Below are 12,770 nucleotides of genomic sequence, written 5' to 3'. Positions count from 1 at the left end.
GTCCCTTGAGTAGAGGCGGCCAGGAGTGGCCGTTCAGGTCGGTATGCCCGCGGCCAGCAGTTCCACGAAGCCGACGTCCTCGTGCGCCACGCCGAAGACCTCGGCGCGCAGCAGGGTCCGCTCGGCCCAGGCGCGGTGCGGCTTCACCTCGTTCATCTTGTTCGTGTACGCCGACCTCAGTACACCCCCGCCGCAGCGCTCCGGCCGCAGGATGTCCTGGGCGTCGCTGAACTCCTCGTGACTGACCACGGACAGTGCGTGCACGGGCAGCACATGGGAGGGATGGATGCAGGTCTTGCCGAGCAGCCCGTTGGCCTGGTCGAGCGAGATCTCCCGCAGCAGCCCGTCCATGGCGTGCTCGATCAGTCTCTCGCGCAATTCCTCCGCCTGCCCCTCCAGGAAGGGGCTGCGGCGCAGCTGTGGCTTGAACATGCGCTCCTGGACGCGGAAGTACTCCCACACGGGTCCGGTCACGGTGAACCCGGTGCCGTCGGCGCGGGCGAGCATGTTCACCACGTCGGCGATCACGGAGGCGACGATCTGGACGTCGTACGCCGTCATGTCGGGGGCCCGGCGCAGGCCGTACGACGAGCAGAAGTCGGTCACTCCGAGGCGCAGCGCCAGCACCCGATCGCGGTACTTGTCGACGGCCCGGGAGATGCCCTCCAGGGTCTCCACGCGGGACTCGCGGTACAGCAGCTCCGGCGACTCCAGCACCGGCATGGCGAACAGCCGCCGCCCGCCGGCCGCCTCGGCGGTCGACAGGGCCTCCAGGAACGGGATGCCGCGCTCCTCGGTGAACTTGGGCAGCACGAAGCCGGACAGCAGCCGCACGGCGGGGCCGAGCCGGCGCACCAGGTCGGGGATCTGCTCGGGGGTGCGGACGCGGATGAACAGCAGCGGCGGCTCGGCGCCGCCGGGGCGGCCGGCGAGGTCGGTGAACTGGCGGACCAGGTTCTCCTCGCCCGCGCCGACGTCCGCGTCGTCGATCGAGTCCTCCAGGCACAGCACCATCGAGACCACGCCTCGTCCGGCCTGCTTCAGGATGTCGTCGGCGAGCCGGGGCCGGGTGGCCGGGCTGTAGAGCGTGGCGCCGAGGGCGGCGGCGAGCAGCCGGGCCGGGGAGTCGGCGGTGAACTCGCACGGCTCCCGGTGGAAGAGGCGCTGCCGCACCTCAGGGGCGAGGTGCCCGAAATGACGCATAAAGCTCCCCCGTGGCGACGGATCGGCCGGTGGTGTGTCGAGAAAAAGTGCCGTTAGGTGGCCGGTAATAGTACGTAGATCTCCATGTCCCGGGTTCCCACCGGGCATGAATTTCACGTAACGGGGTCTCCACATCGCGCGCCCGGCGACACCCCACCCCGCGTTGTCGTGACCAGGACGGAGAAGGCAGGATGACCGCATGACGCACGCCATGCTGAAGGGGTCGAACGTCCCGCTCGAAGCCACGACGGTGCGCGCCGTGCTGCGCTGGACGCCCGGGCAGGGGGTCCCGGATGTCGACGCCTCCGCGCTGCTCCTCGGCCCCGACGGTCGTGTGCGCTCCGACGAGGACTTCGTCTTCTACAACCAGCCCCGGCACCCCTCCGGCAAGGTCTGGCGGCTCGGCAAGAAGCGGATCGCCGAAGGCCTGACCGATACGATCCAGACGGATCTGGCCGGTGTCGAGCCCGCCGTCGGACAGATTCTCCTCGTCGCTTCGGCGGACGGCGTCGCCTTCGACCGCGTACGGGATCTGCGCATTCTGCTGTACGACGCCGCCGCCCCGGACGGGGAGCCGCTGGCGTACTTCGACGTCAAGCCGGAGACCGGCGAGGAGACCGCGCTGATCTGCGGCGAGCTGTACCGGCGCGGCGACACCTGGAAGTTCCGCGCGCTCGGCGAGGGCTACTCCAACGGCCTGAAGGGCCTGGCCACGGACTTCGGCATCTCGGTGGACGAGTCGGAGGCCGCGGAGGAGCCGGCCCCGACGCAGCCGCCGGCGGAGGTCTCCCAGCCCCTCCCGCCGGAGCAGCCCACCCAGGCGATCCCCCCGCAGCCCGCCTACGGCTATCCCCAGCAGCCCCCGGCCACTCCCCCGGCCTACGGCTATCCCCAGCCGACGAGCCCGCCGTCCTACGGCACTCCCCAGCCCACGGCGGAATTCCGCATGCCGCCGCAGGGCCCGCAGTTCATCGGGCGGTAGGGGGACCCACCTCAGGGCCCCCCGAGCCTCCGGGCGCTCACCGCTGGGCCTTGGTCTTGTGCCCCCGCCCCCACTGCAGCCCCCACCCGTACAGCCGGTCCAGCTCGGCCTGGAACCCGTACACGAACTTCACTTCGCGCCGGACGATCATCTCGCCCTTCACGTTCTCGATCATCACCACCGCGCAGGACCGCGCCTGCGGATGCCGCTCGTCCAGCTGGATCTCCACCCGCGGACCGCTGGTCGGGTAGAGCGTCACCACGGCCTGGGTCCGGTCGAACGCGGGCGTCTGGTCGTAGATGTAGACGAACACCAGCAGCCGCTTGATCGCCTCGCGGTGGTCGAGGTTGACGTACAGCGTCTCCCCGGACCCGGATCCGAACCGGTCGTCGCCGGTGAGCTTGACGTACGGCGGCGCGTTGACGTCGCCGAAGTAGCCGCCCAGCGGCTGCACCACGCCCTTCGTCCCGTCCTGCAGCTCGTACAGGCACCCCAGGTCGAGGTCGACGTTGACCATGCTCTGGGTGTGCCCCATCACCTCCGGCGGCCTCAGTGCCTTGAGCGGATGCCGCAGCAGGCTCTCCCGCTGCGGTCCGCCGAAGTCGGAGCTGCGCATCCGCCAGGCCAGGTTGATCCGCAGGTGCCCGGTGGCCGCGCCCTGCTTGGTCAGTGACACCTGGCCGTTGCGCTTGGTCAGCTCGATCGCGTTGGTGGCGGCGTTGCCCGAGTCGAACTCGGCCGTCCGCCCGCGCCGGAACCCGTCCAGCAAGCCCATTCCCGCCCCCTGAAAACCCTGGAAATCACCGGTCGTACACGACGGCGGGGCGGCCGTGAGGACGTCAGTCCTCGACGGCCGCCCCGCTCAGAGCGTTCCTCAGCCGCGCGGGCGTCACACCCCGGACGACACCTCGTTCTTGCCCGAGGAGTCAGCTTTTCCCTCGGCCGCCGCCAGCGCCCTGTTGCGGCGGACGGAGGACCAGAAGGAGGCGGCGATCAGGAGGACACCGATGGAACCGGTGATGAGCTCGTGGATCTCGTACTGGATGGTGACCAGCAGGATGATCGCCAGGGCGCCGATCGCGTAGTGCGCGCCGTGCTCCAGGTAGACGTACTCGTCGAGGGTGCCCTGGCGGACCAGGTACACGGTGAGGGACCGGACGTACATCGCGCCGATGCCGAGGCCGAGGGCCATCATCACGATGTCGTTGGTGATGGCGAAGGCGCCGATGACACCGTCGAAGGAGAACGACGCGTCCAGGACCTCGAGGTAGAGGAACATGAAGAAGGCGGCCTTGCCGACCAGGACCACCGCCGAGCGGGGCTTGCCGGCCCGCACGGCCTCCTCCTCCGCCTCGTGCTCGCGCTCCTCCTCTTCCTCGAGCTTGTCCTCGAAGTAGCCGGAGAGACCGCCGACGATCATGTAGGTGATGAGGCCGGCGACGCCGGACAGCAGCACCGTCGCCGACTTGTCCGCGGGGCCCGCGTGCAGGTGCGCGTGGGTGGCGAAGGTCATCGACGTGATCATCAGGATGATCAGGGCGATGCAGACCGACAGCATGTCGACCTTGCCGAGCTTGGCCAGCGGGCGCTCCAGCCAGCCGAGCCACTTGATGTCCCGGTCCTCGAAGATGAAGTCCAGGAAGATCATCAGCAGGAACATGCCGCCGAAGGCCGCGATCGCCGGGTGGGCGTCGGTGACCAGCTCCTGGTAGCGCTCCTTGTCGGTGAGCGCGAGGTCGACGGCCTCGATCGGTCCCAGCTGGGCACTGACGGCCACGATGACCACCGGGAAGACCAGCCGCATGCCGAAGACGGCGATCAGAATGCCGATCGTCAAGAAGATCTTCTGCCAGAACGGGCTCATCTTCTTGAGGATTCCGGCGTTGACCACCGCGTTGTCGAAGGACAGGGAGATCTCGAGGACGGAGAGGATCGCCACGACACCGAAGGCGGTCCACCCCCCGTAGAAGACCGCCGCGACGAGGCCGAGCGCGGTGACCGCGAACGACCAGCCGAACGTTTTCAGAACCACTGGCTACCCAACTCCTGTATTACGGGTCTCCCCCGCGCCGCACTCGGCTTTACGAAACGTTGACTCCGAAGTCTAGGGCGATGCCCCGCAGGCCGGACGCGTACCCCTGACCCACCGCCCGGAACTTCCATTCTCCCTGGTGGCGGTAGACCTCGCCAAAGATCATGGCGGTCTCGGTGGAGGCGTCCTCGCTGAGGTCGTAGCGGGCCAGCTCGACGCCGTCGGCCTGGTTGACCACGCGGATGAAGGCGTTGCTGACCTGGCCGAAGGTCTGGCCGCGCTCGTCGGCCAGGTGGATGGAGACAGGGAAGACGATCTTGTCGCACTGGGCGGGCACCTTCGACAGGTCGACCAGGATCGACTCGTCGTCGCCGTCACCCTCGCCGGTGAGGTTGTCGCCGGTGTGCTCCACCGAGCCGTCGGGGCTCTTGAGCTGGTTGTAGAAGACGAACCACTCGTCGCCCATGACCCGGCCGCCGCTGCACACCAGGGCGCTGGCGTCGAGGTCGAAGGGGGCTCCGGTGGTGGAGCGCGCGTCCCAGCCGAGTCCGATCATCACCTGCGTGAGGTTCGGCGCGGCCTTGGACAGGGAGACGTTGCCTCCCTTGGCGAGCGTGACGCCCATGATGCTGGTCCCTCCCCGAGGCGATGCTTCTCTGGCTGTCCTGCGCGTCCGGCGCCGCACGTAAACCGTGCGACGCCGGACGGTGACCTTCGAAACGGCTCGGCCGTGGCTCAGACGTTCACGCCGAAGTCCTGCGCGATGCCGCGCAGGCCCGAGGCGTAGCCCTGGCCGATGGCGCGGAACTTCCACTCGGCGCCGTGCCGGTACAGCTCGCCGAAGACCATGGCGGTCTCGGTGGAGGCGTCCTCGCTGAGGTCGTACCGGGCGATCTCGGCGCCGCCGGCCTGGTTCACCACGCGGATGAAGGCGTTGCGGACCTGGCCGAATGACTGCTGGCGGTTCTCGGCGTCGTAGATCGACACCGGGAAGACGATCTTGTCGACCTCGGCGGGGACACCGGCGAGGTTGACCTTGATCTGCTCGTCGTCGCCCTCGCCCTCACCGGTGAGGTTGTCACCGGTGTGCTCCACCGAGCCGTCGGGGCTCTTGAGGTTGTTGAAGAAGACGAAGTGGCCGTCGCTGATGACCTTGCCGGCGTTGTTCAGCAGCAGCGCGCTGGCGTCGAGGTCGAAGTCCGTGCCGGTCGTGGTGCGCACGTCCCACCCCAGACCGACGATGACCGCGGTCAGGCCCGGGGCCTCCTTGGTCAGCGATACGTTGCCGCCCTTGCTGAGGCTGACTCCCACGAGTCCCTCCATTGGTGTCCTGGGGCGGGGAGCCCCGTCGTGCGTTGGTAACGGATCAAACGAGTCGATCCTAGTGACGGGTTCCCGTGCCCCGCAGGCCCTGTGGACGAAGAATCAGAGGGTGTCGAGGGCCTTGACGTACTCGTTCAGGTCACGGGCGTCCGGCAGGCCGTTGACGACCGTCCAGCGGACCACGCCCTCCTTGTCGATGACGAAGGTGCCGCGCACCGCGCAGCCCTTGTCCTCGTCGAAGACGCCGTAGGCGCGGGAGACCTCGCCGTGCGGCCAGAAGTCGCTCAGCAGCGGGTACTCCAGGGACTCCTGCTCGGCGAAGACGCGCAGGGTGTGGATGGAGTCGTTGGAGACGGCGAGCACCTGGGTGTCGCGGTCGGAGAACTTCGGCAGGTTGTCGCGCACCTCGCACAGCTCGCCGGTGCACACGCCGGTGAAGGCGAACGGGTAGAAGAGCAGCACCACGTTCTTCTCGCCGCGGAAGTCCGACAGCTTCACGGTGCGGCCGTGGTTGTCCTTCAGCTCGAAGTCGGGCGCCTTGTCGCCGACCTGGATCGCCATCGTCGTGTCATCCCTTCGGTGGGCCGTTCGGACGATGACACCTTACGCAGCGGCCCGCACAAGCCGACGGACGGGCTGAGCGAACTCAGCCCGTCCGTGCTCGGCTGTTTCAGCGGACGACCGGAAAGGTCACCGCTTCGACTTGGCGGCCTTCGGCGTGGCCAGGCGGCTTCCGCTCCAGTCCTTGCCCACGCTGACGCTCTTGGACGCCGTCAGACCGGCGGTCGTCGCGGCTTCCGAGATGTCGCTCGGCTCCACGTACCCCGCACGGCCGGTCTTCGGCGTGAGGAGCAGGATCGCGCCGCCTTCCTCGATGTACGTGGTGGCATCCACCAGCGCATCCGTCAGGTCGCCGTCGTCGTCACGGAACCAGAGCACAACGGCGTCGGCCACGTCGTCGTATTCCTCGTCCATCAGGTCGCCCTCGATGGCTTCCTCGATGGCCTCGCGAAGGTCCTGGTCGACGTCGTCGTCGTAGCCGATCTCCTGGACCACCTGCCCGGGCTGGAACCCCAGCCTGGCGGCAGGGTTCGTCCGCTCCTCCGCGTGGTCCGCGGTCGCGCTCACGGGTTGCCTCCTGATCATGTCTTGGGAATATCTCAGCCACGCGCGTGCGCGAAGCATTGGCCGTAGTCCACACGGGCGGGGCGGATCGCGCAAGTACCCGGCGGTTCAGACCGCCGAAACGGTGACGATCCAGGCCGTGTCGCCGCAACTCCAGGCACGCGCGCCAAGACCAAGGTGACACACACCACACCTATCTGCCCTGTTTGTGCGTTTGGGAACCATCCACGGGTACGACATTCGAACGTATGGCGGTTACCTCTCGGTAGAGGTGACGTTTGCCGCCGTGCGGTACACGATGGGGAGCGGCGCAAGCATGCGGAAAAAGGCTTCAACCAGCCCTCACCCAGCCCTCCGACAGGTAAGGACCAGCGTGGCTTCCGGATCCGATCGCAATCCGATCATCATTGGCGGCCTTCCGAGTCAGGTTCCTGACTTCGACCCCGAGGAGACGCGGGAGTGGCTCGACTCCCTCGACGCCGCCATCGACGAGCGGGGCCGTGAGCGTGCCCGCTATCTGATGCTGCGGCTGATCGAGCGGGCCCGCGAGAAGCGCGTGGCCGTGCCCGAGATGCGCAGCACGGACTACGTCAACACCATCGCCACCAAGGACGAGCCGTTCTTCCCGGGCAACGAGGAGATCGAGCGCAAGATCCTCAACGCCACCCGCTGGAACGCCGCCGTGATGGTCTCGCGCGCCCAGCGCCCCGGCATCGGCGTCGGCGGCCACATCGCCACCTTCGCCTCCTCCGCGTCGCTGTACGACGTGGGCTTCAACCACTTCTTCCGGGGCAAGGACGAGGGCGACGGCGGCGACCAGGTCTTCTTCCAGGGCCACGCCTCGCCGGGCATCTACGCGCGCGCGTACCTGCTGGACCGGCTGACCGAGCAGCACCTCGACGGCTTCCGCCAGGAGAAGTCGAAGGCGCCGTACGGGCTGTCCTCGTACCCGCACCCGCGGCTGATGCCGGACTTCTGGGAGTTCCCGACCGTCTCCATGGGCCTCGGCCCGATCGGCGCGATCTACCAGGCCCGGATGAACCGGTACCTGCACGCGCGGGGCATCGCGGACACCTCGAAGTCCCATGTGTGGGCGTTCCTCGGCGACGGCGAGATGGACGAGCCGGAGTCGCTGGGCCAGCTCACCATCGCCGCCCGCGAGGGCCTGGACAACCTGACGTTCGTGGTCAACTGCAACCTCCAGCGCCTCGACGGGCCGGTGCGCGGCAACGGCAAGATCATCCAGGAGCTGGAGTCGGTCTTCCGGGGCGCCGGCTGGAACGTGATCAAGCTGGTCTGGGACCGCAGCTGGGATCCGCTGCTCGCCCAGGACCGCGACGGCGTGCTGGTCAACAAGATGAACACGACTCCGGACGGCCAGTTCCAGACGTACGCCACGGAGTCCGGCGCCTACATCCGCGAGCACTTCTTCGGCGGCGACCACCGGCTGCGCGCGATGGTCGCGAACATGACCGACGACCAGATACTGCATCTGGGGCGCGGCGGTCACGACCACCGGAAGATCTTCGCGGCGTACGCGGCGGCCCGCGCCCACAAGGGCCAGCCGACGGTGATCCTGGCCAAGACGATCAAGGGCTGGACGCTGGGCCCGAACTTCGAGGGCCGCAACGCCACCCACCAGATGAAGAAGCTGACGGTCGACGACCTCAAGCGCTTCCGGGACCGGCTGCACCTGCCGATCCCCGACAAGGAGCTGGAGAGCGGGCTCCCGCCGTACTACCACCCCGGGCGGGACTCCGAGGAGATCCAGTACATGCACGACCGGCGCAAGTCGCTCGGCGGGTACGTCCCGACCCGGGTCGTCCGGTCGAAGCCGCTCCCCCTGCCGGGCGACCAGGCGTACGCGACCGTGAAGAAGGGCTCCGGTCAGCAGTCCATCGCGACGACCATGGCGTTCGTCCGGCTGCTGAAGGACCTCATGCGGGACAAGGAGATCGGCAAGCGGTTCGTGCTGATCGCGCCGGACGAGTACCGCACCTTCGGCATGGACTCGTTCTTCCCGAGCGCGAAGATCTACAACCCGCTCGGCCAGCAGTACGAGGCGGTCGACCGCGATCTGCTGCTCGCGTACAAGGAGTCGCCGACCGGCCAGATGCTGCACGACGGCATCTCGGAGGCCGGCTGCACGGCGTCGCTGATCGCGGCGGGGTCGTCGTACGCCACCCACGGCGAGCCGCTGATCCCGGTGTACGTCTTCTACTCGATGTTCGGTTTCCAGCGCACCGGCGACCAGTTCTGGCAGATGGCCGACCAGCTTGCGCGCGGTTTCGTCCTGGGTGCGACCGCCGGGCGTACGACCCTGACGGGTGAGGGGTTGCAGCACGCGGACGGCCACTCCCAGTTGCTGGCCTCGACCAACCCGGGCTGTGTGGCGTACGACCCCGCCTTCGGGTACGAGATCGCGCACATCGTGAAGGACGGGCTGCGCCGGATGTACGGCGGCAGCGAGGAGCACCCGCACGGCGAGGACGTCTTCTACTACCTGACCGTCTACAACGAGCCGATCCAGCACCCGGCCGAACCGGAGAACGTGGACGTCGAGGGCATCCTCAGGGGCGTCTACCGGTTCAGCGAGGGCACGGCCGGCCAGATCCCGGCGCAGATCATGGCGTCCGGCGTGGCCGTCCCGTGGGCGGTCGAGGCGCAGAAGATCCTCGCCGAGGAGTGGAACGTACGGGCCGACGTGTGGTCCGCGACCTCCTGGAACGAGCTGCGGCGGGACGCGGTCGCGTGCGAGGAGCACAACCTGCTGCACCCGGAGGAGGAGCAGCGGGTGCCGTATGTGACGCGGAAGCTGTCCGGCGCGGAGGGACCGTTCGTGGCCGTCTCCGACTGGATGCGGTCGGTTCCGGACCAGATCGCTCGCTGGGTGCCGGGCACCTACCAGTCGCTCGGCGCGGACGGGTTCGGCTTCGCCGACACCCGGGGCGCGGCACGGCGGTTCTTCCACATCGACGCCCAGTCGATCGTGGTGGCCGTCCTCGCCGAGCTGGCGAAGGAGGGGAAGGTGGACCGGTCGGTGCTGAAGCAGGCCGTGGACCGGTACCGGCTGCTCGACGTGGCGGCGGCGGACCCGGGGGTCGCGGGCGGCGACGCGTAGCACGGAGGTGGCGGCGGGGGCGGTGGACCTGCGGGTCCGCCGCCCCCTTCGCGTTTCCTACGATGCCCGGCATGAAGGAAGTCTCCGCGCGGATCCGGTGGGAACAGCGCACACAGAAACCGCTGATGGCACTGGCCGTGGCCTTCGCCGTCGCCTACGCCGTGCCGATCGTGCACGGCTCGGCGAGCGCGTCGGTGACGTTCGCGTGCGCGGTCGTCGAGTGGACGGTGTGGGGCGCGTTCGCCGCCGACTACCTGGTGCGGCTGGGACTCGCCGAGCGGCGCGTGGAGTTCATACGCCGGCACTGGCTCGACCTGTGCGCGGTGGTGCTGCCGATGATCCAGCCGCTGCGGCTGCTGCGGCTGGTGTCGACGCTGCTGCTGGTGGGGCAGCGGGCGCGGATGGCCTCGCAGATCCGGCTGACGACGTATGTCGCCGGGGCGGTGGTGGGGCTGCTGATGTTCGGGTCGCTGGCCGTGCTGTCCGTGGAGCGCGAGGCGCCGGACGGGAACATCCGGACGCTGGGTGACGCGGTGTGGTGGTCGTTCACCACGATGACGACCGTGGGGTACGGGGATCACGCGCCGACGACCGGGGTGGGGCGGCTGCTGGCGGTCGGGCTGATGCTGTCGGGGATCGCGCTGCTGGGTCTGGTGACCGCGAACATCGCCGCGTGGTTCATCTCGCGGTTCGAGAGTGATGACGCGGAAGAGCGGCGGCAGACGGAGGCGATCGCTGCGCTGACGGAGGAGGTGCGGGCGTTGCGGGCGGAGGTGGCGGCGTTGCGGGAGGCCAAGTGAACGGTCGCCTGCATTCGGCGTAGCTGCGGGCAGTCGTGCCTCCCCCAGTGCCTCAAGGGCATCGCGCCGGGCTGCGCACCCGGCCCTGCCCGCAGCTACGTCAGTAGATGCTTCGGCGATGGCGGGCCTTCGCGCGGTCCTGCCCGGTCCGTGGCCTCTTTCGGTCGCGTGAGCGGGGGTGCCCGTGCGTTCCGTGGCCGGAGCCCGCCATCGTCAAGTCCCTGAACCGCTCGGTTCGTTCGGGCCGATGAGAGGCGGGTAACCTCCCTCACGTTTCCCAATCCTGCCTGCCGGCGCGCCACCCCCCTCCAGCGGCGCGCCGCAGCCCAGGTCGCCCTGTCGGCCGTACGAACTTGCCAAGGGAACATGCCGTACGGAGGGCTGGACCCACTGTGGCCTGCGGCGCGCCCGCGGTGGGAGGAATCTTTAGCGTTGTCACCCTGATAGGGGAAACGACGCCTGGGGCGGATGAGGCCTCAGATGTGCGCCGCACCCGCTCCCGCCTGGGCGTTCTCGCCCCGCTTGGTGAGGAACGCGACGAGCACCGCCACGACGGCGACGCCCGCGGCGACCAGCGACGCCAGGGACATGCCGGAGATGAAGGTGTCGTGCGCGACGTCGGTGATCTTCGCGGCGACCTCCGGCGGGGTGCCGGGCGGGACCGGGGCCACACCGGCCTGGATGGCCTCGGAGGCCTGCGCCTGCTGCTCGGGGTTCAGCGGCGGAAGGCCCGCGTCGGCCCAGTTGCCGGGGAGGTCGCTGTCGACCTTGGAGACCATCACGGCGCCCAGGACGGCCGTGCCGAGGCTGCCGCCGATCTGCATCGCGGCCTGCTGGAGGCCGCCCGCGACGCCCGACAGCTCCATGGGCGCGTTGCCGACGATGACCTCGGTGGCGCCGACCATGACCGGGGCGAGACCGAGGCCGAGCAGGGCGAACCACAGGGACATCACACCGCTGCCGGTGTCCTCCTTCAGCGTGGACATGCCCCACATGGCGAGCGCGGTGACGGCCATACCGCCGGCCAGCGGGATCCGCGGGCCCAGCTTGGTGATCATCGCGCCGGCGAGCGGGGAGCCGACGATCATCATGCCGGTGAGGGGCAGCAGGTGCAGGCCGGCGTCGACCGGGCCCATGCCGTGCACGTTCTGGAGGTAGAACGTCACGAAGAACAGGCCGCCCATGAAGGCGATGGCCATCAGGACCATCAGCACGACACCCGCGGACAGCGAGACCGAGCGGAACAGCCCGAGGGGGATCAGCGGCTCCTTCACCTTCGTCTCCCAGAAGGTGAACAGCGCGAAGCCGACCACGGAGGCGCCGAGGAAGGCCCACGTCCTGCCGTCGCCCCAGCCCCACTCGGACGGCGGGGCCTTGATGATGCCCCAGACCAGGCAGAACATCGCGCCGGACAGCAGCGCGATGCCCGGCAGGTCGAAGGAGCGCGGCGCGTTCTCGGCGCGGTGGTCGAGCAGGATCACCGCGCCGAGGACGACGGCGAGGACGCCGACCGGCACGTTGATGAAGAACACCGACTGCCAGCTGACGTGCTCGACGAGCACACCGCCGAGGATCGGGCCGCCCGCGGTGGAGGCACCGATGACCATGCCCCAGATGCCGATGGCCATGTTCAGCTTCTCGGCCGGGAAGGTGGCCCGCAGCAGACCGAGCGCGGCCGGCATGAGCAGCGCGCCGAACAGGCCCTGGAGCACCCGGAAGGCGACCACCAGCGCGATGCTGCCGGACATGCCGATGAGTCCGGAGGCGACGGCGAAGCCGACGACGCCGATGAGGAAGGTCTGCCGGTGGCCGAAGCGGTCACCGAGCTTGCCCGCGGTGATCAGGGAGACGGCGAGGGCGAGGAAGTAGCCGTTGGTGATCCACTGGACGTCGGCGAAGCTCGCCTTCAGGTCGTCCTTGATCGCGGGGTTGGCGATGGCCACGATGGTGCCGTCGAGGGCCACCATCATGACCCCCACGGCGACGGTTATGAGGGTGAACCACGGGTGCCCGCGCAGCCCCTTGGCCGGAGCCGGATCGGACGGGGCTGATGCGCCGTCCCCCGGCCCCGTCTTGTCGATGGTGGTCTGACTAGTCATGTGTTCGAGGCTAGTGACAGCCGCTGACAAGTGACAAACCTTTTCAGGTTTCGGTAACTGACACGTCACCTATGTACGGTCTGAA

General features: G+C 68.8%; 11 protein-coding genes. 3 read left to right on the top strand and 8 right to left on the bottom strand.

What is annotated here, in order from left to right:
* Positions 1 to 33: 33 nt before the first annotated feature.
* A complete protein-coding gene (locus ACIG0D_RS03800; protein WP_399796049.1) occupies positions 34 to 1,203 on the bottom strand; it encodes an HpcH/HpaI aldolase/citrate lyase family protein in 1,170 nt (389 codons plus the stop codon).
* A gap of 199 nt (positions 1,204 to 1,402) precedes the next feature.
* On the opposite strand from ACIG0D_RS03800, the gene ACIG0D_RS03795 reads away from it, so the two are divergent.
* The gene (locus ACIG0D_RS03795) at positions 1,403 to 2,185 is read left to right on the top strand and encodes a TerD family protein (RefSeq protein WP_365760278.1); all 783 of its coding nucleotides are present in this window, start codon (positions 1,403 to 1,405) and stop codon (positions 2,183 to 2,185) included.
* 37 nt (positions 2,186 to 2,222) lie between these two features.
* On the opposite strand, the gene ACIG0D_RS03790 is transcribed toward ACIG0D_RS03795, so the two are convergent.
* The 6 genes from ACIG0D_RS03790 to ACIG0D_RS03765 all read right to left on the bottom strand — a co-directional run bounded on the left by ACIG0D_RS03790 (position 2,223) and on the right by ACIG0D_RS03765 (position 6,668).
* Positions 2,223 to 2,960: a Tellurium resistance gene (locus ACIG0D_RS03790; RefSeq protein ID WP_399796048.1), complete on the bottom strand. Its 738-nt coding sequence runs from the start codon at positions 2,958 to 2,960 to the stop codon at positions 2,223 to 2,225.
* Positions 2,961 to 3,074: 114 nt separating this feature from the next.
* Positions 3,075 to 4,217 (bottom strand): DUF475 domain-containing protein, encoded by a 1,143-nt coding sequence (locus ACIG0D_RS03785; RefSeq protein WP_399796047.1) that lies wholly within the window; start codon positions 4,215 to 4,217, stop codon positions 3,075 to 3,077.
* Positions 4,218 to 4,266: 49 nt separating this feature from the next.
* Positions 4,267 to 4,842, bottom strand: coding sequence for a TerD family protein (locus tag ACIG0D_RS03780; protein ID WP_399796046.1), 576 nt, complete (start codon positions 4,840 to 4,842; stop codon positions 4,267 to 4,269).
* Between the two features lie 110 nt (positions 4,843 to 4,952).
* Positions 4,953 to 5,528, bottom strand: coding sequence for a TerD family protein (locus ACIG0D_RS03775; protein ID WP_365760270.1), 576 nt, complete (start codon positions 5,526 to 5,528; stop codon positions 4,953 to 4,955).
* A gap of 114 nt (positions 5,529 to 5,642) precedes the next feature.
* A complete protein-coding gene (locus tag ACIG0D_RS03770; protein ID WP_399796045.1) occupies positions 5,643 to 6,101 on the bottom strand; it encodes a peroxiredoxin in 459 nt (152 codons plus the stop codon).
* A 129-nt stretch (positions 6,102 to 6,230) separates the two neighbouring features.
* Positions 6,231 to 6,668: a DUF3052 domain-containing protein gene (locus ACIG0D_RS03765; protein WP_206313039.1), complete on the bottom strand. Its 438-nt coding sequence runs from the start codon at positions 6,666 to 6,668 to the stop codon at positions 6,231 to 6,233.
* 370 nt (positions 6,669 to 7,038) lie between these two features.
* Here ACIG0D_RS03765 and aceE point away from each other — a divergent pair, with 370 nt between their 5' ends.
* Complete coding sequence (aceE, locus tag ACIG0D_RS03760; protein WP_399796044.1) at positions 7,039 to 9,786, top strand: pyruvate dehydrogenase (acetyl-transferring), homodimeric type; 2,748 nt, start codon at positions 7,039 to 7,041, stop codon at positions 9,784 to 9,786.
* A gap of 71 nt (positions 9,787 to 9,857) precedes the next feature.
* Positions 9,858 to 10,586 (top strand): potassium channel family protein, encoded by a 729-nt coding sequence (locus ACIG0D_RS03755; protein WP_399796043.1) that lies wholly within the window; start codon positions 9,858 to 9,860, stop codon positions 10,584 to 10,586.
* A 476-nt stretch (positions 10,587 to 11,062) separates the two neighbouring features.
* Here the strand turns inward: ACIG0D_RS03755 and ACIG0D_RS03750 are convergent, their stop codons facing one another.
* Positions 11,063 to 12,685 (bottom strand): MFS transporter, encoded by a 1,623-nt coding sequence (locus tag ACIG0D_RS03750; RefSeq protein ID WP_399796042.1) that lies wholly within the window; start codon positions 12,683 to 12,685, stop codon positions 11,063 to 11,065.
* Positions 12,686 to 12,770: the final 85 nt, after the last annotated feature.

This window comes from Streptomyces sp. NPDC052773 (assembly GCF_044547145.1).
GTDB lineage: Bacteria > Actinomycetota > Actinomycetes > Streptomycetales > Streptomycetaceae > Streptomyces.
This window is presented reverse-complemented; position numbering and strand designations above follow the sequence as displayed.